The 21,942-nt window shown below is 54.1% G+C and carries 18 protein-coding genes and 1 pseudogene; 12 read left to right on the top strand and 7 right to left on the bottom strand.

Going from position 1 to position 21,942, the window contains the following annotated elements; all coding sequences use genetic code 11:
- Positions 1-6 precede the first annotated feature (6 nt).
- From AB4O08_RS04530 to AB4O08_RS04475, 12 genes and pseudogenes are all read left to right on the top strand, one after another.
- Positions 7-2,217, top strand: coding sequence for a bifunctional prephenate dehydrogenase/3-phosphoshikimate 1-carboxyvinyltransferase (locus tag AB4O08_RS04530; protein WP_042570763.1), 2,211 nt, complete (start codon positions 7-9; stop codon positions 2,215-2,217).
- Positions 2,214-2,903 carry a (d)CMP kinase gene (cmk, locus tag AB4O08_RS04525; RefSeq protein WP_010211955.1) on the top strand — a complete coding sequence of 230 codons (690 nt, stop codon included), beginning with the start codon at positions 2,214-2,216 and terminating at the stop codon, positions 2,901-2,903. Before AB4O08_RS04530 ends, cmk begins: the two co-directional genes overlap by 4 nt.
- Positions 2,904-3,023: 120 nt before the next feature.
- Complete coding sequence (rpsA, locus tag AB4O08_RS04520; RefSeq protein ID WP_010211953.1) at positions 3,024-4,709, top strand: 30S ribosomal protein S1; 1,686 nt, start codon at positions 3,024-3,026, stop codon at positions 4,707-4,709.
- 162 nt (positions 4,710-4,871) lie between these two features.
- On the top strand, positions 4,872-5,156 hold the full coding sequence (locus AB4O08_RS04515) for a lipoprotein (RefSeq protein ID WP_042570764.1): 285 nt from the start codon (positions 4,872-4,874) through the stop codon (positions 5,154-5,156).
- A 132-nt stretch (positions 5,157-5,288) separates the two neighbouring features.
- Positions 5,289-5,585: an integration host factor subunit beta gene (ihfB, locus tag AB4O08_RS04510; protein WP_003218804.1), complete on the top strand. Its 297-nt coding sequence runs from the start codon at positions 5,289-5,291 to the stop codon at positions 5,583-5,585.
- A gap of 20 nt (positions 5,586-5,605) precedes the next feature.
- Complete coding sequence (locus tag AB4O08_RS04505; protein WP_010211950.1) at positions 5,606-5,836, top strand: lipopolysaccharide assembly protein LapA domain-containing protein; 231 nt, start codon at positions 5,606-5,608, stop codon at positions 5,834-5,836.
- Between the two features lie 510 nt (positions 5,837-6,346).
- A complete protein-coding gene (locus tag AB4O08_RS04500; protein WP_010211948.1) occupies positions 6,347-7,381 on the top strand; it encodes a polysaccharide biosynthesis protein in 1,035 nt (344 codons plus the stop codon).
- A 3-nt stretch (positions 7,382-7,384) separates the two neighbouring features.
- Positions 7,385-8,503, top strand: coding sequence for a UDP-2-acetamido-2,6-beta-L-arabino-hexul-4-ose reductase (gene wbjC / locus AB4O08_RS04495; RefSeq protein ID WP_021490944.1), 1,119 nt, complete (start codon positions 7,385-7,387; stop codon positions 8,501-8,503).
- A 68-nt stretch (positions 8,504-8,571) separates the two neighbouring features.
- Entirely contained in the window at positions 8,572-9,702 is a 1,131-nt protein-coding gene (gene wecB, locus AB4O08_RS04490) for a non-hydrolyzing UDP-N-acetylglucosamine 2-epimerase (RefSeq protein WP_042570765.1), read from the top strand.
- 6 nt (positions 9,703-9,708) lie between these two features.
- A complete protein-coding gene (locus AB4O08_RS04485; protein ID WP_031290440.1) occupies positions 9,709-10,968 on the top strand; it encodes a glycosyltransferase family 4 protein in 1,260 nt (419 codons plus the stop codon).
- Positions 10,969-11,096: 128 nt separating this feature from the next.
- Positions 11,097-12,108 (top strand): annotated as a pseudogene (locus AB4O08_RS04480) (MraY family glycosyltransferase).
- Between the two features lie 96 nt (positions 12,109-12,204).
- On the top strand, positions 12,205-14,199 hold the full coding sequence (locus tag AB4O08_RS04475; RefSeq protein WP_460114726.1) for a polysaccharide biosynthesis protein: 1,995 nt from the start codon (positions 12,205-12,207) through the stop codon (positions 14,197-14,199).
- Between the two features lie 73 nt (positions 14,200-14,272).
- Here the strand turns inward: AB4O08_RS04475 and AB4O08_RS04470 are convergent, their stop codons facing one another.
- From AB4O08_RS04470 to AB4O08_RS04440, 7 genes are read right to left on the bottom strand one after another with little or no spacing between them, the layout of a single operon-like run.
- Positions 14,273-15,490 (bottom strand): glycosyltransferase family protein, encoded by a 1,218-nt coding sequence (locus AB4O08_RS04470; RefSeq protein ID WP_050513961.1) that lies wholly within the window; start codon positions 15,488-15,490, stop codon positions 14,273-14,275.
- Positions 15,483-16,280: a glycosyltransferase gene (locus AB4O08_RS04465; protein WP_010211940.1), complete on the bottom strand. Its 798-nt coding sequence runs from the start codon at positions 16,278-16,280 to the stop codon at positions 15,483-15,485. Before AB4O08_RS04465 ends, AB4O08_RS04470 begins: the two co-directional genes overlap by 8 nt.
- Positions 16,281-16,322: 42 nt before the next feature.
- Positions 16,323-16,967, bottom strand: coding sequence for a DapH/DapD/GlmU-related protein (locus AB4O08_RS04460; RefSeq protein ID WP_010211938.1), 645 nt, complete (start codon positions 16,965-16,967; stop codon positions 16,323-16,325).
- A 43-nt stretch (positions 16,968-17,010) separates the two neighbouring features.
- Complete coding sequence (locus tag AB4O08_RS04455; RefSeq protein ID WP_021490942.1) at positions 17,011-17,991, bottom strand: glycosyltransferase family 2 protein; 981 nt, start codon at positions 17,989-17,991, stop codon at positions 17,011-17,013.
- On the bottom strand, positions 17,988-19,313 hold the full coding sequence (locus tag AB4O08_RS04450) for a hypothetical protein (RefSeq protein ID WP_226994543.1): 1,326 nt from the start codon (positions 19,311-19,313) through the stop codon (positions 17,988-17,990). Before AB4O08_RS04450 ends, AB4O08_RS04455 begins: the two co-directional genes overlap by 4 nt.
- Entirely contained in the window at positions 19,295-20,227 is a 933-nt protein-coding gene (locus AB4O08_RS04445; RefSeq protein ID WP_460114725.1) for an NAD-dependent epimerase/dehydratase family protein, read from the bottom strand. The genes AB4O08_RS04450 and AB4O08_RS04445 overlap by 19 nt, the downstream gene beginning before the upstream one ends.
- A complete protein-coding gene (locus AB4O08_RS04440) occupies positions 20,227-21,942 on the bottom strand; it encodes a thiamine pyrophosphate-binding protein (protein ID WP_045791174.1) in 1,716 nt (571 codons plus the stop codon). Before AB4O08_RS04440 ends, AB4O08_RS04445 begins: the two co-directional genes overlap by 1 nt.

Here is a 21,942-nt window from a genome sequence, read left to right as displayed (position 1 = left end):
GTGCCTATGATCGGTCGCCTGGTGGTGGTCGGTCTGGGGTTGATCGGCGGCTCCTTCGCCAAAGGCCTGCGTGAAAGTGGGCTGTGTAGCGAAGTGGTTGGTGTGGACCTGGACCCGCAATCGCGCAAGTTGGCGGTTGAGTTGGGGGTGGTGGATCGCTGTGAAGCGGACCTGGCGCTCGCGTGCCAGGGCGCTGATGTGATCCAGTTGGCCGTGCCGATCCTGGCCATGGAGAAATTGCTCGGCGTACTGGCGGGCATGGACTTGGGGCAGGCGATCCTGACGGATGTCGGCAGTGCCAAAGGCAATGTGGTGCGCGCGGCGCAACGGGCCTTTGGTGGTATGCCAGCGCGCTTTGTGCCGGGTCATCCGATTGCGGGCTCCGAACAGAGCGGAGTAGAGGCGTCCAATGCGCAGCTGTTCCGTCGCCATAAAGTCATCCTGACGCCGCTGGAACAAACCGATCCGGCTGCACTGGCGGTGGTGGACCGTCTGTGGCGTGAGCTGGGTGCGGATGTCGAGCATATGCAGGTCGAGCGTCACGACGAAGTGTTGGCCGCAACCAGCCATCTGCCGCATTTGCTCGCATTTGGCCTGGTGGACTCGTTGGCCAAGCGCAACGAGAACCTCGATATTTTCCGTTACGCCGCCGGTGGTTTTCGCGACTTCACGCGGATTGCCGGCAGCGACCCGGTGATGTGGCACGACATCTTCCTCGCCAATCGCGAAGCGGTGTTGCGCACCCTGGACACCTTCCGCAGCGACCTCGACGCCTTGCGCGACGCAGTTGATGCCGGGGATGGCCATCAATTATTGGGCGTGTTTACCCGTGCGCGGGTGGCGCGTGAGCATTTCAGCAAGATCCTGGCGCGCCGGGCCTACATGGAAACCGCTGTGACCGCTGATGAGCTGACCTTCCTCGCCGAACCGGGTGGCCGCTTGAGCGGGCGCATTCGGGTGCCGGGCGACAAGTCGATCTCCCATCGGTCGATCATGCTGGGTTCGTTGGCTGAGGGTGTGACTGAGGTCGAAGGTTTCCTTGAGGGCGAAGATGCCCTGGCGACCTTGCAGGCGTTTCGCGACATGGGCGTGGTGATCGAAGGTCCGCACCATGGGCGTGTGACCATTCATGGCGTGGGGCTGCATGGCTTGAAACCGGCGCCGGGGCCGATTTATCTCGGTAACTCCGGTACTTCCATGCGGTTGCTGTCTGGTTTGTTGGCAGCGCAGAGCTTTGACAGTGTGCTGACCGGCGACGCGTCCCTGTCCAAGCGCCCGATGAGTCGCGTGGCCAAGCCTCTGCGGGAAATGGGCGCGGTGATCGAGACGGGGCCGGAAGGGCGTCCGCCGCTGACCATTCGTGGTGGGCAGTCGTTGAAAGGCCTGGCTTACGCGATGCCGATGGCCAGTGCCCAGGTCAAATCCTGCCTGCTGCTGGCCGGGTTGTACGCTGAAGGTAAAACTGTGGTGACCGAGCCTGCTCCGACCCGTGACCATACTGAACGCATGTTGCGCGGTTTTGGTTATCCGGTGGCGGTGGAGGGGGCGACGGCGTCCGTGGAGTCCGGTCATGCGCTGGCGGCTACCCATATTGAAGTGCCGGGGGATATATCTTCTTCGGCGTTCTTTCTGGTGGCGGCTTCGATTGCCGAGGGTTCTGAGCTGCTGCTGGAGCACGTCGGTGTCAATCCGACGCGTACCGGCGTGATCGATATTCTGCGGCTGATGGGCGCGGATATCACGCTGGAAAACCAGCGTGAGGTAGGTGGCGAGCCCGTCGCAGATCTGCGGGTGCGCGCGGCAGCGTTGAAGGGGATCGAGATTCCCGAAGCGCTGGTGCCGTTGGCGATCGATGAATTTCCGGTGCTCTTCGTCGCGGCGGCCTGTGCCGAGGGGCGAACCGTGTTGCGTGGGGCTCAAGAGCTGCGCGTGAAGGAGTCCGACCGTATCCAGGTCATGGCCGATGGTCTGTTGGCGCTGGGGGTGAAGTGTGAACCCACCGCCGATGGGATTATCATTGACGGTGGCCTGATAGGCGGTGGTGAAGTCCATGCCCATGGTGATCACCGGATTGCCATGGCGTTCAGTGTGGCCTCCCTGCGGGCGGCGACGCCGATTCGTATCCGTGACTGCGCCAATGTTGCTACGTCTTTTCCGAACTTTCTTACACTGTGTGCCCAAGTCGGCATCCGTGTTGCCCAAGAGGCTCAATTGTGAATATCAAAGCACCGGTGATTACCATCGACGGGCCAAGCGGCTCGGGCAAAGGCACGATCGCCGGCATCCTGGCCGAGCGCCTGGGCTGGTGCCTGCTGGATTCCGGCGCGCTGTACCGCCTGCTGGCATTCGCCGCACGCAACCATGGCGTCGACCTGACCAACGAAGAATCCCTGAAGCTGCTGGCAGCGCACCTCGATGTGCAGTTCGTCGGTGCGACGGAAGGTCATCCCCAGCGCATCATCCTCGAAGGAGACGATGTGACGGATGACCTGCGTAACGAACAAGTCGGTTCGTGGGCTTCCCAGGTTGCCGCGCTGCCGGCCGTGCGTGATGCGCTGCTGCAGCGCCAGCGGGCGTTCCAGGAGCCGCCGGGCCTGGTCGCCGATGGCCGTGACATGGGAACCGTGGTGTTTCCCGAGGCACCCTTGAAGATTTTCTTGACCGCCAGCGCCGAGGAGCGGGCTCGCCGCCGCTACTTGCAGTTGAAGGGCAAAGTCGATGGTGTTAGTCTGTCGAGTCTGCTAGATGAGATACGTGCACGCGATGAGCGTGATACCCAGCGCGCAGTAGCCCCGCTCAAGCCGGCGGCTGATGCCATACAGCTGGATTCCACGGAGCTGTCCATCGAGCAGGTGCTGGAACGCATCTTGAGTGAAATCGCCATTCGCGATATCGCCGGGTGATTAAGAAGGCCGCAGGGGACCAGTCATAGTCCTGCGGTGGCTTCTTTTAACTGAAACTGACCCACACCGTCTGGGGTGTGGAGATGGGCGTATTCTTCGCCCTTATCAACAGGAATTAAAATGAGCGAAAGCTTTGCGGAACTCTTTGAAGAAAGCCTAAAAACCCTGAACCTTCAGGCAGGCTCCATCATCACCGGTGTTATCGTTGATATCGATTACCAAGCTCGCTGGGTAACCGTTCACGCTGGTCTGAAGTCTGAAGCTCTGATCCCGCTGGAACAGTTCTACAACGATGCTGGTGATCTGACAATCAATGTCGGTGACGAAGTTCACGTTGCTCTGGACTCGGTTGAAGACGGTTTCGGTGAAACCAAGCTGTCCCGTGAAAAAGCCAAGCGCGCTGAATGCTGGATTGTTCTCGAAGCAGCCTTCGCAGCTGAAGAAGTGGTCAAGGGCGTTATCAACGGTAAGGTTAAAGGCGGCTTCACTGTCGACGTTAACGGCATCCGTGCGTTCCTGCCAGGTTCTTTGGTCGACGTTCGTCCTGTGCGCGACACCACGCATCTGGAAGGCAAAGAACTCGAATTCAAGGTCATCAAACTCGACCAGAAGCGCAACAACGTTGTCGTTTCCCGTCGCAGCGTCCTGGAAGCAGAGAACTCCGCCGAGCGTGAAGCTCTGCTGGAATCCCTGCAGGAAGGCCAACAAGTCAAAGGTATCGTCAAGAACCTCACCGATTACGGCGCATTCGTCGATCTGGGTGGCGTCGATGGCCTGCTGCACATTACCGACATGGCTTGGAAGCGTATCAAGCATCCTTCCGAAATCGTCAACGTTGGCGACGAGATCGATGTCAAGGTTCTGAAATACGATCGCGAGCGCAACCGTGTTTCCCTGGGCCTGAAGCAACTGGGTGAAGATCCATGGGTTGCTATCAAAGCCCGTTACCCAGAAAGCACTCGCGTTACCGCGCGTGTGACCAACCTGACCGACTACGGCTGCTTCGCTGAGCTGGAAGAAGGCGTGGAAGGCCTGGTACACGTTTCCGAAATGGACTGGACCAACAAAAACATCCACCCTTCGAAAGTCGTACAAGTCGGCGACGAAGTGGAAGTTATGGTTCTGGACATCGACGAAGAGCGTCGTCGTATCTCCCTGGGCATCAAGCAGTGCAAATCTAACCCATGGGAAGATTTCTCTGGCCAGTTCAACAAGGGCGATAAAATCTCCGGCACCATCAAGTCGATCACCGATTTCGGTATCTTCATTGGTCTGGACGGCGGCATCGACGGCCTGGTTCATCTGTCCGACATCTCCTGGAACGAAGTGGGCGAAGAAGCTGTTCGTCGTTTCAAGAAGGGCGACGAGCTGGACACCGTTATCCTGTCGGTTGACCCAGAGCGCGAGCGCATCTCCCTGGGCATCAAGCAACTGGAAAGCGATCCGTTCTCCGAGTACGTTCAAGAGAACGACAAAGGCGCCATCGTTAAAGGCACTGTGAAAGAAGTTGACGCCAAAGGCGCCATCATCGTTCTGGCCGACGATATCGAAGCGACTCTGAAAGCCTCCGAAATCAGCCGTGACCGCGTTGAAGACGCGCGCAACGTTCTGAAGGAAGGCCAGGAAGTAGAAGCCAAGATCATCAGCGTTGACCGCAAGAGCCGCGTAATCCAACTCTCCATCAAGTCGAAAGACGAAGTGGAAGAGAAAGAAGCAATCCAGAGCCTGAAATCGGCTCCGGAAGCTGCACCAGGCGAGACCACCATGGCCTCCCTGCTGCGCGAAGCAATGGCTAAGCAGAACTAAGTTCTGTCAGGCCATAGAAAAAGGGCGACTTCGGTCGCCCTTTTTTGTGCCTGAAATTCGTTGAATCAACACCGAGAACCAAGGCGTATAGCTCAGTGTCAGAACTGATTGTAGTCTTAAGAAAAAAGCGGTTCTCTTGTTGTCGCTTCAATAAGGATTTGAATGAACAGGCTTATCGTAATGCTCGCAGTGGTCGTGCTTGCGGGCTGCTCCACCACCAGCGCGAAGACCCACGCCAAGCGCGGCGTCGGCGGCATCGAGATCGATTGCTCGGGCCTGGGTAACAAGTGGGAGAAGTGTGAAAAGCGCGCTGCACGAGAGTGCAAGATGCAGGGGTACAGGGTCATCACCAAGTCCAGCGACGCCGCGGACGAAGAGGGCGACTACCTGTTCGGCTGGAACCCCGCCGGCGCAGTAACTCGCACCATGCTGGTTATCTGTAATTGATGATGGAATGCGCCTATAGGAGGTTGCCATCGGTCCTGCAGATAAGTTGCCTAACGGGCTGTTCAAATTCATCAAGTCATGCTAAAACCTTCGAAGCGCTTTTCCTAGCTGCTTGAAAAAGAAGGGAAAAATATGACGAAGTCGGAGTTGATCGAACGAATTGTCACCCATCAAGGGCTGCTCTCATCCAAGGATGTCGAGCTGGCTATCAAGACTATGCTTGAGCAAATGTCCCAATGCCTGGCGACCGGTGATCGCATTGAGATCCGTGGGTTTGGGAGTTTTTCACTTCACTATCGCGCACCGCGTGTGGGCCGTAATCCAAAAACCGGCCAGTCCGTCAGTCTTGACGGCAAATTCGTACCTCATTTCAAGCCGGGGAAGGAATTGCGTGATCGGGTGAACGAAGACGAGGAAGAAGGCGTCTGATTGACTTTCAGGAGAACGTTATGGCTAGACTCAGGCGCTTTGCATCGATTGTATCTGTTTTGTTCTTCGCGCTCGTCGTCGTTTTTTTTGTGCTCGAGAATCAGCAAGGTGCAACACTGTCGTTTTTCGGTTGGTCCACGGTTGAGCTGCCAGTTTCAGTTTTCACCTTATTGGCGTTGCTGGTGGGAATGATCGTTGGTCCGGCGATAGCGGTCGTGTTCGGTCGTAAGAAAACCCGTCAGAAGGCTTGATCGGTATGTGCTTGGGGGCTGCCGTAGTCTAATGCTTGAACCCTGCGGCGTTCTATTCTCTTGGTAGACGTAACCTGACATAAGTCTGAGTTATTCCTCCTGTTTTAAGGTGAGAGTCTTTACTGTACTGATCAGGCTGTTGAGCGTTTATCTGTATGAAAACTTTCGTCATGTCACATCAATAACCAGTAGGCGTTAATCCCCCAAGGTGTCGGGTCTGGTTCCCGTCCTCTCATTACCGTTGAGGCATGCCCTCACGCATCTGTGTTCGCTTTTGACTTTAAGGACGCAGGCCTTAAAATAGCCACCAATTTCCATGCCCTTCATCTTTAACTGCACCACACAAAGCTTATTTTTCGGGCTGTTTGCTAACGAGCTTCGACGTTTTCCTTGAACCTCTTCACCGTTGAGTATTCCGGGGCGGCATGTTGGCTTTGTTGGTCTGCAGGCATTGAGGTGAGTGGCCGACTAGAAGCTTGTCGTGCTGTGCGCGTTGCTTTAGGACTTACTATGTTCAGCGGAAAAACGCTTCTAATCACCGGTGGCACCGGTTCATTCGGCAACGCCGTCCTCAAGCGTTTCCTCGACAGTGGTATCGCAGAAATCCGCATCTTCAGTCGCGATGAGAAGAAGCAGGACGACATGCGCAAGCGCTATGCCGACACCAAGCTGAAGTTTTACATAGGTGATGTGCGCGACTACCAGAGCGTTCTCAATGCCACTCGCGGCGTGGATTACATTTTTCACGCTGCCGCGCTGAAGCAGGTGCCTTCCTGTGAGTTTCATCCCATGGAGGCGGTCAAGACCAACGTTATTGGCACTGAAAATGTCCTGGAAGCCGCTATCCAGAATTCGGTCAAACGAGTGGTTTGCCTGAGTACCGACAAGGCTGTCTACCCCATCAATGCCATGGGTATCTCCAAGGCCATGATGGAAAAAGTCATGATTGCCAAATCTCGTAACGTGGATGATGCAAAGACAGTTATCTGCGGTACTCGCTACGGTAACGTCATGGCGTCACGGGGTTCTGTAATTCCTTTGTTCATCGAGCAGATTCGTGCAGGTAACGCGTTGACGTTGACCGACCCGAGCATGACTCGCTTCATGATGACGCTGGCTGATGCCGTAGACCTTGTGTTGTATGCTTTTGAACATGGTCGCAATGGTGATCTTTTTGTTCAGAAGGCACCGGCGGCGACAGTTGAAACCCTGGCCAAGGCCTTGACCGCAATGGTCGGCAAGCCTGAGCATCCTATTCAGGTTATCGGCACTCGTCATGGCGAAAAGTTGTTTGAAGCGTTGCTGAGCCGTGAAGAAATGGCTTGCGCTGAAGACAAGGGGGATTACTACCGCATCCCCCCTGATCTGCGTGACTTGAACTATTCGAAATTCGTGGAGCAGGGGGAAGAAAAAATCTCTCGCACGGAAGACTACAACTCTCATAACACTGAAAGGTTGGATGTGGCCGGCATGCAACGGCTGCTGCTCAAGCTTGAGTTCATGAAGGCGATCCAGCGTGGCGAACTCGCTACGCCGGAGGAGTGAGTGATGAAGGTACTGATCACCGGCGCCAACGGTTTTGTCGGTAGGAACCTGATTGCGCATTTAAGTGAGCGCAATGATATCGACGTGGTCGCCTTCACCCGTGATAACAGCATCTCTCAATTGCCCGCGCTGGTTGCCGAGGTCGATTTTGTCTTCCACCTTGCAGGGGTCAATCGTCCGCAATCGTCCGATGAGTTCAAGGTGGGCAACACTGACTTGACCTTGGCCCTGTGCGACGCGATCAAAATGAGTGGCAAGCCCACTCCCGTGCTTTACACCTCCTCGACGCAGGCGGATCGAGATAATGCTTACGGTATCAGCAAGCTGGCTGCTGAGCATGCGTTGCACGATCTACAGGCGAGCCACGGTTCCAAGGTTCATGTCCTGCGCCTGCCCAACGTGTTTGGAAAATGGGCTCGGCCTGATTACAACTCGGCCGTGGCGACTTTCTGCCACAACATCACCCGAGGTCTGCCGATCCAGGTCAATGATCGACACGCGATGGTCAGCCTGGTTTACATCGACGATGTGGTCGACTGTTTCACTCAGCTAATGGACGCCGGCTCGCCTCAGGACTCAGTAGCTCAGGTGTCCCCGGTGTACAGCATTTCTGTGGGCGAGTTGGCGGATCAGTTGCATGCGTTTCGCGACAGTCGCGACACGCTGATCAGCGAGGCTGTGGGCACAGGCCTCGTGCGAGCACTTTACTCGACCTACGTCAGTTACCTGCCGGTCGAGCAATTTACCTACGACGTTCCGAAGTACGGTGACCCGCGCGGTGTTTTTGTTGAAATGCTGAAGACGCGGGACAGTGGGCAATTTTCCTATTTCACTGCCCACCCTGGCGTGACGCGTGGCGGTCATTACCACCACTCCAAGACCGAGAAATTCCTGGTAATCAAAGGCAAGGCCTGCTTTCGCTTTCGCCATATAGTATCAGGGGAGTTTTATGAGCTGTTTACCGAGGGTGAGCAGCCGCGGATAGTGGAAACGGTGCCAGGCTGGACTCACGACATTACCAATGTCGGGGAGGAAGAGATGATTGTCATGCTCTGGGCCAACGAGATCTTTGATCGTGAGCGCCCGGACACCTTTGCAATGCCGGTGGGTACTCAAGCCTGAGCATGGGTGCCTCAGGCAATGCATGGGGCGGACGGCGCCGATGCCAATGATTCTGGAAGAGTGTTGAAATGAAAAAAATGAAAGTTGTCACGGTTGTGGGGACACGCCCTGAAATCATTCGATTGTCACGAGTGATTGCCAAGCTTGACGAACACTGTGAACACATTCTGGTGCATACCGGGCAGAACTACGATTACGAATTGAACGAGATTTTTTTCCAGGACCTCGGTATTCGCAAGCCTGACCATTTTCTCAACGCTGCTGGCGCAAGTGGTGCGCAAACGATCGGCAACGTGATCATTGCGGTGGATCAGGTGCTGGAGGAGGTGAAACCCGAAGCCCTCTTGATCCTCGGTGATACCAACAGCTGCATGGCTGTGATCCCGGCCAAGCGTCGTAAGATCCCGACATTTCACATGGAAGCCGGCAATCGCTGTTTTGACATGCGCGTGCCTGAAGAAATCAATCGCCGCATTGTTGATCACACCGCTGACATCAACCTGACCTACAGCAGCATTGCGCGTGATTACCTGTTGAGCGAAGGGCTGCCGCCGGACAGGGTGATAAAGACGGGCAGTCCTATGTTTGAAGTGCTCAATTACTACCGCGATGGCATCGAGGCTTCGGATGTACTGGGGCGGCTTGGCTTGGAGGCCGGCAAGTTTTTCGTCGTGAGTGCGCATCGCGAAGAGAATATTGATTCCGACAAGAACTTCCTCAAGTTGGTCGAAGTATTGAACACCGTTGCTGCGCATTACGACTTGCCGGTGATCGTGACCACTCACCCTCGTACGCAAAAGCGCGTCGATGCCATGGGCGTTAGCTTCCACAAGAATGTGCAATTGCTCAAGCCGTTGGGGTTCAAGGACTACAACAAGTTGCAACTGACAGCCAAAGTGGTGTTGTCGGACAGCGGCACCATCAACGAAGAATCATCGATCCTCAATTTCCCCGCGCTGAATCTGCGTGAGGCCCATGAGCGGCCGGAAGGGATGGAAGAGGCGGCGGTCATGATGGTCGGTCTGGAAGTCGAGCGCGCCATGCAAGGCTTGCAGCTTCTGGAAAGCCAGGCCGCGGGGCAAGAACGGACGTTACGGCTTGTCGCGGATTACAGCATGCCCAATGTCGCTGAAAAAGTCGTTCGGATCATCCATAGTTACCGTGACTACGTCATGCGCACTGTATGGAAGCAATATTGAGTGGACATGCTCTCCCAGCAAAAGCCACTCAAGATTCTGGTGGTGACCCAGTACTTCTGGCCCGAAAATATGCGCATCAACAACATGGTCGAAGGCTTTGTCGCCAAAGGCCATGCGGTGACAGTGCTCACAGGCGTGCCCAATTATCCGGAAGGGCAGGTCTTTACCGATTTTCGGCGTGAGCCCGCGCAGTTTTCGAACTTTCGAGGGGCTCGTGTGATCAGGGTGCCGATGCTGGCGCGCGGCAAGGGCAACTTCACGCTAGCCTTGAATTACCTTTCGTATTTCAGCAGTGCCTCTATCGTGGGCAGTTACAAACTGCGTGGTGAGTCATTCGATTCGATTTTTGTGTATGGGGTATCGCCAATCATGGGGGCGATCCCGGCCCTGTTGCTTGGCCGCTTGAAAAAGGCCCCGGTACTCATTTGGGTGTTGGATCTGTGGCCGGAGAGCCTGAGGGCGGTTGGGGTTGTCAAGAGTCCCAGACTACTTGGGCTTGTCGGCAAAGTGGTGTCCTGGATCTACAACCGTACCGATTACTTGTTGTTACAGTCGCGGTCGTTCGAGGAGAACGTCAAACAATACTGTACACGTGCAATGGGCGCAGATCGGCTCGTGTATTTTCCCAGTTGGGCTGAGGATGATTTTTCCGGCGAGGTACAGGCGTCTTCCGATCTGCTACAGAGCGACGATGCCGTGTTTACGATCCTCTTTGCCGGCAATATCGGTGATGCTCAGGATTTTCCGGCCATCATGGCTGCAGTCAAGGCTGTGAAGACAGACCTACCCGTGCGTTGGGTAATTGTGGGGGATGGCCGAGCCAGTCAATGGTTGGCCAAGCATGTGGCGGAAAACCGCATGGACAACGTCTTGCTGCTCGGCCGGCACCCTTTGGAAAAAATGCCGGCGCTGTTCGCCGTGGCTGACGCACTGCTGGTTTCGTTAAGGACAAACGACGTTTTCGAGAAAACCATCCCGGGTAAGGTCCAGGCTTACCTGGCATCGGGAAAACCCGTGATCGCCATGATTGACGGCGAAGCGGCCAACGTCGTTACCAGGTCGGGGGCAGGCATGGTCTGTGGTTCAGGCGATGCCCAGGGACTGGCAAGTATCGTGCGTACTATGGGCGCCTTGCCCAAGTCCGAGCTCGAGAGCATGGGCCTTTTGGGAAGGCGTTACTACCTTGAGCATTTTTCCAAAGAGAACTTGTTCGACCGCCTTGAAGCACTTTTCAGGAAGGCGACGTTGAGGCGGAACGAAAAATGACCGGAAATCTATGCTCACCGGCACCGCTCTTGGCAGTACAGCCTGGGCGATGCCTGCGCCAGTCAGTGTCGATCAGCAATGAATGCTAAGCCCTTTTGCCCGCATCTGTTTCAGGAACTGTTTCCTACATGACCATTTGGTTAGTGTTTACCGCCGTGCTCTCAGCATCGCTTCTATTGACTTGGGTCCTACGCCGTTATGCCCTATCGCGTAGTTTGATGGACATTCCCAATGGTCGCAGTTCGCATTCTGTACCGACGCCGCGAGGGGGGAGTCGCAATCGTACTGACCTACCTGGTGGCGTTGGTAGTCGTAGCTATTGCTGGCTGGATCAGTTGGGGTGTCGCGTGGCCATTGTTGGGGGCTGGGGCGTTGATCGCGGTCGTTGGTTTTCTCGACGATCATGGTCATATCGCAGCGCGCTGGCGTCTATTGGCCCACTTTGGCGCAGCGATCTGGGCGTTGGCCTGGATGGGAGGACTGCCCACGATCAGTCTTTTCGGCAATGAATTGGACCTTGGCTGGTTCGGGCACTTACTGGCAGCCTTGTATCTGGTCTGGATGCTGAACTTGTATAACTTCATGGACGGTATTGACGGTATTGCCAGCATCGAGGCCGTCTGCGCTTGTGCAGGCGCGTGCCTGGTGTACTGGCTGACTGGTCATGAAAACCTCATGCTTGCACCGATGCTGTTGGCGGTTGCGGTGCTTGGGTTTTTATACTGGAACTTCCCTCCCGCCCGCATTTTCATGGGCGATGCTGGGAGTGGCTTCCTGGGAGTGGTGATTGGCATCTTGTCGCTTCAGGCGGCGTGGGCTGCACCTGAGATGCTTTGGGTCTGGTTGATTTTGCTGGGCGTATTCGTTGTTGATGCGACCTTCACTTTAGGTCGACGCCTGTTGCGTGGGGACAAGGTCTATGAAGCGCATCGCAGTCACGCCTATCAGTTTGCATCCCGCCTAGCGGGGCGCCATTTGCCGGTTACGCTGACGGTGATGGCGATTAATTTGTTGTGGCTATTGCCTATCGCCCTCTTTGTCGGCCTGGGGTTTGACGGCGTTTTGGGGCTGCTGGTGGCGTATATTCCGTTGGTGTTGCTGGCTATCAAGTTTCACGCGGGGGAGCTTGAGAAAGCGTGATAATTGACTGGCGCTGTAGTTTCATGGGGCTGCTGCACACTCACATGACTGTCGTTTTTTGCTGGCAGTACTAGGGACTGAGGTATAAAAGGGTTTATGGATAGTTTACGTGCCCGATTGGTGGGCTTGCCGCGCAGGCAGAAACGTTTCTTGCAAGTGGCGACCGACATCGTTCTGGTATGGGCGGCGTTATGGTTGGCATTTGTCGTGCGCCTCGGGTTTGATGACCTCAACAACCCCTTCGTAGTCCATTTGTGGCTCTTTCTCAGTGCGCCGGTGATTGCCATCCCGCTTTTTATCCACTTTGGCATGTACCGGGCAGTCATGCGTTATTTCGGCAATGATGCGCTTATTGCGATCATCAAGGCCGTTAGTCTCTCCGCGTTGTTGCTGGCCCTTGTGGTGTACTTGTACAGCAATCACCAGACGGTGGTGCCACGTTCAATCGTATTCAACTATTGGTGGCTAAGCATGGTCATCATTGGCGGCTTGCGTTTGGCAATGCGTCAGTACTTTCAGGGGGACTGGTTTACCGCTGCGCAGCACGTGCCTTTCACCAGTCGTGATGATGGCCTTATCAAGGTGGCTATCTACGGGGCCGGTGCGGCGGGTAATCAATTGGTAGCGGCCTTACGCATGGGGCGGGTAATGCGTCCGGTCGCTTTTATCGATGATGACAGTGGCATCTCGGATCGCATCATTTCGGGGTTGCAGGTGTACAAACCCAAACGTATCCAGCAGATGATCGACGAGACTGGCGCTGAGGAACTGCTGCTGGCGATACCGTCATCCACGCGGGCTCGTCGCAGAGAGATACTGGGTTATCTGGAGGGTTACCCGCTGCATGTACGCAGTGTTCCCGGTTTTATGGACTTGGCCAGCGGTCGAGTCAAAGTCGACGATATCCAGGAAGTGGACATTGCCGACCTGCTGGGCAGAGATCCCGTCCCGGCGCAGCCTGAGTTGCTGGAGCGCTGCATCAAGCACCGTGTCGTGATGGTGTCCGGCGCGGGTGGCTCGATCGGATCGGAACTCTGCCGCCAGATTCTGACGCTGGAGCCTACCAGCCTGTTGTTGTTCGATCACAGTGAGTACAACCTTTACTGCATCCTCTCCGAACTTGAACAGCGCGTTCAATCAGAATCATTGAATGTAACGCTGCTGCCGATACTGGGTTCGGTGCGGCATCAGGACAAACTGCTGGAGGTCATGAATACCTGGTCGGTCGATACGGTCTACCATGCAGCAGCCTATAAACATGTGCCTATGGTGGAGCACAATATTGCCGAAGGTATTCTCAATAATGTAATTGGCACCCTTAATACCGCTCAGGCCGCCCTGCAGGCGGGTGTCGAGAACTTTGTACTTATTTCGACCGACAAGGCCGTGCGGCCAACCAACGTCATGGGTAGCACCAAACGGTTGGCGGAGCTTGTTCTGCAAGCCTTGAGCAAAGAAGTGGCACCGACGTTGTTTGGTGACGCCTCGAACATCTCGCGGGTCAACAAGACCCGTTTCACCATGGTTCGCTTTGGCAACGTGCTGGGCTCGTCAGGTTCGGTCATTCCGCTGTTCCATAAGCAGATCCAGGCCGGCGGGCCCTTGACAGTGACCCATCCGAAAATAACCCGCTATTTCATGACGATACCCGAGGCGGCACAGCTGGTTATTCAAGCGGGTTCGATGGGGCAGGGAGGGGATGTCTTCGTGCTCGACATGGGCGAGCCTGTGAAAATCGTAGAGCTTGCCGAGAAGATGATTCATCTATCTGGCCTGAGTATCCGCTCCGACACCAATCCGCATGGGGATATCCTGATCAATTTCAGTGGGCTGCGGCCCGGTGAAAAACTGTATGAAGAATTGTTAATCGGCGACAACGTGGCTGCTACTCGTCATCCGATGATCATGCGGGCCAATGAAGAACTGTTGGGGTGGGAAGTGCTCAAGGCCCGGTTGCACGGGTTGTTGACGGCGGTTGATGCGGGTGATTTTGCGCTCGTCAGGCAGCTCTTGAAAAACACCGTCAGTGGCTACAGTCCGGAAGGTGAAATTGTCGACTGGATGCACATTCAGCGACACCGCGAAGTCTGACATCGCCATGCCGCTCTGATGGGCCTGTCTTCCGGTCCATCAGAGCTCACAATAGAGCGCGATAGCCTTTACGTTAGAGCTTCCACAACTTTTTGTTCAGTCGGAAGCTCGACAGGTAGACGAACAGCCTCGATAGGTTCATGAACCGATTGGGGCCTACCACGTACAGAATTCCCTTCAGTAAAGAATTGATGATCTGGAGCTTTCCGGAGTGAGTTTGCGCATCGCCAAACCCGGCGGGTTTGTATTGCCCACCTGCCTCGAACAAGTAGTTCTTCTTGGCAAATGTGTAAACAGGGCCGTTGGCATCAAAGGGGTCATGGCCGGTGGTTAGCTCATCCAGTACGCTGGCGTAGGCCCTTCTCAGCGTGGGGGATATGTATTTTCCATCGCTCATGTAATCAAATGCATAGGCTGCGCTGGAGGGGAAGGATGAGAAGTTGGAGAGTCGTTCTTTGTAATAGAAACTAACTTCCTGAAGGTCTTCACGTTTTTTCTCTCTTCCCGCAAATGCACGCTTGCTCAACAGTGCCGGGTTCTTCTCGTCAAACGAACTGAAGTGGAAGAAAACCAGTGGGCATTCTCCGTTTACTGTATAGCCACCCCGGCCGTCAGGCGAGAGGGTTCGTTCATGGCTATTCCAAAAAGCCACGTTGTAACCAAGATTGAATGACACGTGCAGGGTCGGGAAGAAACAGGGAGCGATACTGACCCATTTCTGATCTGTCGAAAGTCCGAATTGCGTTTCGAAATAGCAGTGCTCCAGGCAGCGCTCATTCCACCACTGGAGAAACCGTATGCCTTCTGAGGTATTGGAAACCGCGTAGAAGCCCAGGTTGAAGGAGCCAAAGCGCAGCATCCCGATATCACCTTCAACATGAGGTGTGACGTAGTGGGGCGTTAGAATGATATCCCGCGTGTCGAGCTCTCTCCATAAGCCATCGAGGCGGCTAAATACGCAGGTATCCGGGTCCAGGAAGACCACCTTGTCGTGCTGCTCAAGGAGCTTTAAGGTGATCCAGGGCTTGAGGCTGGTACTGAACTCGACGATGTCGTATTTGAAGGCGTAGTGCCGTACGTCGGCCAATCCGATCTCTTCAACCCAATAAAACTCCGCCAGGTCGGTCGGGAGGTCTATCTCGACCTTGCGATCAAAAATATAGATCTTCAGTTTCGGCTGATCGAATTTATCCAATGACTCGGCCAGCACCAGCGCCTTGGATAAATAAGCCAGATTACATACGGTAAAAATGGCTGAGCGCTCGCCGGTCATGCCTTTTTCATCAGTCACGTTTAAAAATTCCTAATGTATTGATTACCCTGACGAGGATCTGGGAGGCGCAATAGAGGGTCAGTAATCTTGTTATTCTCAGCGCGAAACCAACCTGGCGGCTCTTGAGCGCAGAAAAGATAAGTTTGAGATTCGAAGCAACAGTGTCTTTTATTCTGGACCCTGAATAGGCCCGCATTGAATACGTGCGGCCCGCGATGCGATAGCGACTATCAGCCTGCTCCGTGACATGATCGAAACCCGGTGTGGCACCGCAGACACCAATGCGATAGCCCTTGTTTAACGAATCCAGGCAGAGCTTATAATCCACACTGTCGACGAAGTAGCTGCAGTCCATCCAATCAAGGGCATTGAGTTTATCCAGAAAGTAAAGGCTGCCGCTGTTGATCAGTAAAGGTACATCCCGTACCCGGGCGCTTCCATCGGCTTTAAAGGCAATTGCGCTGAACTCGCTGTAGGCGTCGATGTTGTCGGCATAGTTGTTTTCTATATAAGACAGTGTTTCGCTGCTGAACCCGGTGTCCTGATCAAAAAACAGCAGCGCTGAATGACCTTGTTGGTAGGCATTGGCACACACTGTTGAAATGCCGATGCCCAGCCCCAGATTTTTGCCACAGGTGAAATAATGGATGCGCGGGTCAGGCTCAGCGAGTTCTCGCACGTTGGTAACGTCAGGTGAGTTGTCGAACACGTAGACTTCAAATCCATTCGACGACGTCAATTCGAGCCTGCGCAATAATTCAGCGCCTGCGTGATAGACAACAATACCTACTGCAATCTTACGCGTCATGCCATACCTTTGATGTGTGGAGCCGCCTGTGCTGGGTCACGCTTAAACATTCAACCATTTGCTCTCTTTATCGCTCCAGACTTTCACGACCCTGGCAGGGCAGCCCACAGCAATGACATGACTGGGGATATCTTTGGTGACAATGCTGTTGGCGCCGATGATCGACCCATTGCCAATAGAGGTGTTCGGCAGTACGACGACATTGTCCCCGATCCATACGTTATCGCCAATGGTCACGGGGCCGCTGCTGGCCAGCTTTCTTTCAAAAGGTGTTTCGTAGGGGCTGGATTGGTTCTCCCCCGAGTAGGCGCCGTGGGAATGGTCGGTGATGTGAATCTTGCTGCCCATCAAGACATTGCGACCAATCGTTATTTTGTTGCAACACGCTATATGCAAATGGTCGCTGGCGGAGAAGTTCTCACCAATGTCGACCTGCGGCTGGTACTTGAACGTAAGGTATTGAGAGATCGCGTGTAGCCAGAGCCCTTCACCTACCCTGAAGTTATTACCCAGCGTAATGTGTTCCAGGCCAAAGACCTTGGGCGCACGGCCAAGGTAGGCACGTCGCCCGGGGGCTGGGAAGGCTCTGAGATGAATAAACGCTCGCCATACTAAAAGACATTGCCCGAACACCATAGGAACGATAAAGACGTGATGTTGCTTGAGTTTTTTTAAAAAATAGGACACCGCGGTCTACTCATGTTGGCTGGCGTAAACAGGTGGAAGCAAACTATTGGTTTGTCACCGGTAGAGTGCGTGTGCGTTTGAGATAGAGGTTGACCACCTTGCTGAGCATCGATCTTGGTACGACTGATATCACCATGACGATCCAGCTAGGGTAGGCTACGGAAAGCCTGAGGTCCGGTCGGTACGCTTTATAGATGCCGTAGTTTAACAACCCCCTGGCCCTCAGAGACAGCATACCCTTGATCGTGAACGCGCCGGATACTTGGCCAAAGCGGGTGCAGGCTTCAAGTTTTCCTTGCAATGAATAGCTGACCGGTAACGAAAATATAAAGTTAACCCAGCAGGTCAGGCCGATCTTGAATATTTTGTCTGTGTGGGCCCAGCTGGTTTTTGTGAGGTGCGGGCTTTCAAGTGACGTAATGGACACCTGGGGTAACCAATGAATTTGAAAGGGGCGGTTCGCAATAGACTCGAAGATGATACCTGTTTGTATGAAGTTTGAATCGTGATAGCGAGAAAAGTTGGCATCATTTATCAGTGCTTTGCTATAGATCAAGCAACTCATGCAGCTCATGAGCCCTGCGAGATCTTGTAACAATGCATTGGCGTCTTGATAGGTGGATTCTGGCGTTTCAATCTTGCCTACCAGATTTACCAGTACGGCGTCGTAAGGGGTGTTTGTATTTAAGCGAGTCAATACCTTGTCGAGGTCGTCGGCACAGAATTGAGAGGTATCGCCCAACAGCCATGTGTACGCGGTGTCCGATAAAGACAGTGCTTTTTCAAAGTTTAAATCAGCACCCAGGTTTTCGTGGTTACGTGAGTAGTGCAACAGGGGGTATTCGGCTTTCCATTTCTCGACAACCTGAAAGGTTTCATCTGTCGAGGCATTATCGGAAATGAAAATTTGAATGTTGTGGTGCTTTAGTATCGGCAGGTGTGCGGCCAGCGAACTGTCAAGGAAGTCCGCTCGGTTGTAGGTAGGCAGTGCAATGGACAATACAGGGTTAGGCTGAAGACTCATGATGAACGCCTTTTGAAAGATCTAAAAATCCAATAAACCCACGGCAAGACCAAGACGTACGCACTTGTGAAGCCAGAGAACAGGTATTCAAATGGAAGGTACTTCGCAGCCAGCAAGGTAGTGATCGCGACATATAGCCCGTTGACGACCGATACCACGACCAATGGTTCTTTTTTATAGGCCCTCATGTAGATCGCCATTGCATTGACGATTAACTGCATCAGCCATCCTGTACTGACCATCAACAGAGGGAGGGTGGGCAGCAGGCGGTTCTCTATCAACGGCTGGCCCTCCATCAGCCATAGGCCAGTGAAGAGCGTTACCATACCCATTGCATAAGTCGCTATTGCCAGTGCTAAGCCTTTTTTGAAGGCTTGATCGAGCGCCGTTGTATTACGATGGGCCGCATACATATTTATTTTTGGGGTGATAATGGTTACCCATATGTTCGCGATGCTGAACATGGCCATGCAAATCGCCATTGAAAAGCCAACTTGGCCCGCTTGTACGGCCCCGTGATAGCTGAAGGACAGGGGGGTAAATATAGACAGTACAAAATAGCCGCTGATCCAGCTCAATGCGAAGCGCCACAGGAGCGGCATTATTTCCTTGAACCAAGGGTGGCTGTTGACTTTTGTCAGTTTATAAAGCTGTCCCAACATGGCTTTGTAGCGATGAAGGATTATTGAGGTGCCTGCCAGTGCACCGGCTAATAACGAAAAGGCCAGAGCATACAAGTCTGCGCCGCTGATCAGCAGGATGACGGTCACGCACACACTGATCACGCTGATGTGGAAACGAATTTTCTGAATGTCACCAACACTGTCGCATCCTTCGATGAATGACAGTGCAATGCTATTAATGAATACAATGACGGATGCCACACCGTACACCAACCACGGTAGTTGCCAGTTGACCAGGGAGGTCTTTCCATTGAGTATGAAATACCCGATCAACAGCACGGCCGGGAAAACAACGAGCGCCATGGCGCCGGCCCAGCGCATGGCGAACGATAATAATGTCGCCAATCGGCTGATGTGCTCAGGTGTGCCACAAAGTTCTTTCTGATTGTTGAACTTGAGGTGTGCAAACTCATGCGAGGCGAACAATAGCAGTACGGCAGAAAATCCCATGTCTGCGAACACGGCGAGTGCGGCCATACTGATGAAGGTGTACCAGTATCCTTGGGCTTCGGACGACAGGTAAAGGGGGACTAGGATGAGCAACGCAGGTCCCGAGAGTAATCGCCATAACTGATTTATTGCAGTGTTGCGAAAGTCATGATCGAATATTTTTTTATAGTTCATTTGATGAATTGACATCTTTCGATTTCATGAGTCAATCCTTCAATGGAATTGAAATGTGGGGTGTAGCCCAATGTCGATGCCATTCTGTTTTCGGAGTAATAGTGCTGCTTTGCGCCGGTAGCATTAATGTGTTGGGTGGCTTTTTCGGTGGTGTATTGCAGGCCGAAATTACTCTGAAGATGGTCGAGTATTGAGAACTTGTCGGCTGGGGCTTTGGTATAGCAATCGACAGCTATATTGAGGTCGCCATTGAAGGCCAATGCCTTGGATATCAGCGCGTAAAAGTCCAAAGGGGTTATGTAGTCACGAAACATGTTGGCGGGAGACGTCGTCAGTACGGTGTTGTCCTTGATTGCGCGGACAGCGTCGGTCATGAAGTAACGTGCACTCAAGTCTTGTGTGTGACTGAAGTAGTTGAATACCCGGATATCCACAATGCTAAGACCCTGAAGCGCTCGGTGCCTCGTCTCGGCATAAAACTTTGCGACAGCGTACCAATCCGTTGTTTTCAAATTGTTTATGTCAAACGTGGCGAGTGTCTGGGCTTGCGCGGGGGTTTCGAAATCACCGCCATAAGCTGCACCACTGCTCAGAAATATATAGCGGCACTTGTTGTTGGCTTTGAGATAGTCGAGTGCGAGTTTGTCATACTCATAGGTGATATCGAAAATGGCAGACCCCATTTTCGATGCCACTGCAGGGTCACCGACCCCTACAAAGTTAATGATTGCATCGAACGCAGTGTTGCGATCGAAATCGGCGTATTCAAAGATTTTGATACTTCGTTGTCCTGCGGGTATCAATGCCGATGTGTCGAGTTTGTTTTTGTCCCGCACGAACAGGCTCAGGTCGAACGTTCGAGCTGCGGCGAGTGAACGGGTCAGGTCCTGGGCAATTTGGCTGTTCGCGCCGAATATTGCGATGTGCATCAGCGTGCTGTCCGCGTTTTTTCAGGCAACTGCTGATCAATCGAGCGGCCAAATTCCAGCCGAGGACGGCATTCTCGGGCGTCGGGCATCATCAGTTCGATCAGTGCGGGACGGGGTGATTCAATAAACATCCCGACCTGCGCCGCAAATTCCTCATGGGTGCTCACGACCGTGGAGCTGATGCCGTAAGCCTCACCAATGGCTTTGAACTGTGAGGTGTAGCCGTTCCAGTAGGTCGACGAGTTACGGCCTTCGAAATACATTTCCTGGAACCCGCGGACCATTCCCAGAGAGTGGTTGTTAAGCACAATGATCAAGACGGGCAGTTGATCGCGGGCGATGATATCCAGTTCCTGGATATTGAGCTGGGCGCCCCCGTCACCTGTTATGACAATGACAGGTTTGTTGCCTGCATTGCAGGCGCCAATGGCCGCGGGGATCGCGAACCCCATGGTGCCCAGGCCACCTGAGTGGTGCATGGATTGGCCAGGGCTCAATCGCAACGAGTGTGCTGCCCACATCTGATTGTTGCCGACGTCGGCAACGAAATCGACACCATGCCCTTTGGTCAAAGCGCCAAGGGTTGAGCAGATGACGAAGGGGCTCACTGACCAATCAGTGTATTCATCGACAAAGCTCTGATCGAAATCAGCTCGCAAATCAGCAGCCCAGGCAGCCCATGCCGCGTTTTCTTGCACTTCGCAAAGGGGGAAGTCTGCGAAGAAGGTGTTCAGTTCCATCACGTAGGAGGCGTGCGCCTTAACGCGGTTGTTCAGTTGCCCTTCCATCAGGTCGATCTGGAAAACCTTGGCTTTGCGGGCGAAGTCCTCGGGTTTGGCACCGGTTTGCCGAACATCCAGGCGGCTGCCCAGTACCAACAGAAAGTCGCAATTCTGCACGGCATGATTGGCTGCACGCGTTCCATAAGCGCCGAGCATGCCCAGGTAATTGGCGCTCGCCGGGATCTTTTCAGCCCCTTTCAAGCTGGCTACGTAAGGGATACCAGACGTCTCCAACTGATTGAGCCAATGTGCGAAGTTAGGCGTGTTGACGGCCCCCCCGCCCAGCAGGATCAACGGGTTCCGAGCGCAAGCCAGTGCATTGCTGATCGTCTCGAGGTCGGCTGCTTGCAGTGGCGCTGCAATCTGTTGCGCGCAAGGCAACAAAAACGCGCTGACCGCGGCATCATCGATGTCGGTTCGCTGAATATCCATCGGGATATCCAGCAGTACCGGGCCTGGTCGTCCTTCCCTGGCGAGGTCGATAGCCTTTTGTAAGCACGGAAGCAACTCGTCTACATGCCTGACCTGATAGGCGTACTTGGTAATACTGCTGACCAGCGCCACGCTATCCAGCTCCTGAAAACCCTGTTGGCGGATATTTCTCTCGCCCTTGAGTTCGTAGGTGTTGACCTGGCCCGTCAAGAAAAGACACGGATGGCTATCAAGCCAGCAATCGGCGATGCCGGTGATCAGGTTGGTGGCGCCGGGACCACTTGTGCCCAAGGCGACGCCGAGCACTTCGTGATGTGTGGCGCGGGAAACTGCGGATGCAGCAAACGCGGCCCCTTGCTCATGGTGAACCGAGACCAGTTTGGTCTTGCCCAACTGATTGATGCTGTCAACCAGGTGCGTGATCATTCCGCCGATCAACTCATAACCATACAGAACCTTGTTCTGCGCAAGAACCAACGCTACCGCATCTGATGCTTTCAT

The sequence above is a fragment of the Pseudomonas sp. H3_E07 genome (assembly GCF_054668895.1).
Note: the sequence above shows the minus strand (reverse complement) of the source record. Positions and strands in the feature narration are given on the sequence as shown.

Bases quoted from the DNA above. Each gene is read 5' to 3' on its own strand.
- AB4O08_RS04530 (WP_042570763.1), top strand. From the start codon at position 7: ATGATCGGTCGCCTGGTGGTGGTCGGTCTGGGGTTGATCGGCGGCTCC.
- rpsA (WP_010211953.1), top strand. From the start codon at position 3,024: ATGAGCGAAAGCTTTGCGGAACTCTTTGAAGAAAGCCTAAAAACCCTG.
- AB4O08_RS04515 (WP_042570764.1), top strand. From the start codon at position 4,872: ATGAACAGGCTTATCGTAATGCTCGCAGTGGTCGTGCTTGCGGGCTGC.
- ihfB (WP_003218804.1), top strand. From the start codon at position 5,289: ATGACGAAGTCGGAGTTGATCGAACGAATTGTCACCCATCAAGGGCTG.
- AB4O08_RS04505 (WP_010211950.1), top strand. From the start codon at position 5,606: ATGGCTAGACTCAGGCGCTTTGCATCGATTGTATCTGTTTTGTTCTTC.
- AB4O08_RS04500 (WP_010211948.1), top strand. From the start codon at position 6,347: ATGTTCAGCGGAAAAACGCTTCTAATCACCGGTGGCACCGGTTCATTC.
- wbjC (WP_021490944.1), top strand. From the start codon at position 7,385: ATGAAGGTACTGATCACCGGCGCCAACGGTTTTGTCGGTAGGAACCTG.
- wecB (WP_042570765.1), top strand. From the start codon at position 8,572: ATGAAAAAAATGAAAGTTGTCACGGTTGTGGGGACACGCCCTGAAATC.
- AB4O08_RS04485 (WP_031290440.1), top strand. From the start codon at position 9,709: ATGCTCTCCCAGCAAAAGCCACTCAAGATTCTGGTGGTGACCCAGTAC.
- AB4O08_RS04475 (WP_460114726.1), top strand. From the start codon at position 12,205: ATGGATAGTTTACGTGCCCGATTGGTGGGCTTGCCGCGCAGGCAGAAA.
- AB4O08_RS04465 (WP_010211940.1), bottom strand. From the start codon at position 16,280: ATGACGCGTAAGATTGCAGTAGGTATTGTTGTCTATCACGCAGGCGCT.
- AB4O08_RS04455 (WP_021490942.1), bottom strand. From the start codon at position 17,991: ATGAGTCTTCAGCCTAACCCTGTATTGTCCATTGCACTGCCTACCTAC.
- AB4O08_RS04450 (WP_226994543.1), bottom strand. From the start codon at position 19,313: ATGTCAATTCATCAAATGAACTATAAAAAAATATTCGATCATGACTTT.
- AB4O08_RS04445 (WP_460114725.1), bottom strand. From the start codon at position 20,227: ATGCACATCGCAATATTCGGCGCGAACAGCCAAATTGCCCAGGACCTG.
- AB4O08_RS04440 (WP_045791174.1), bottom strand. From the start codon at position 21,942: ATGAAAGCATCAGATGCGGTAGCGTTGGTTCTTGCGCAGAACAAGGTT.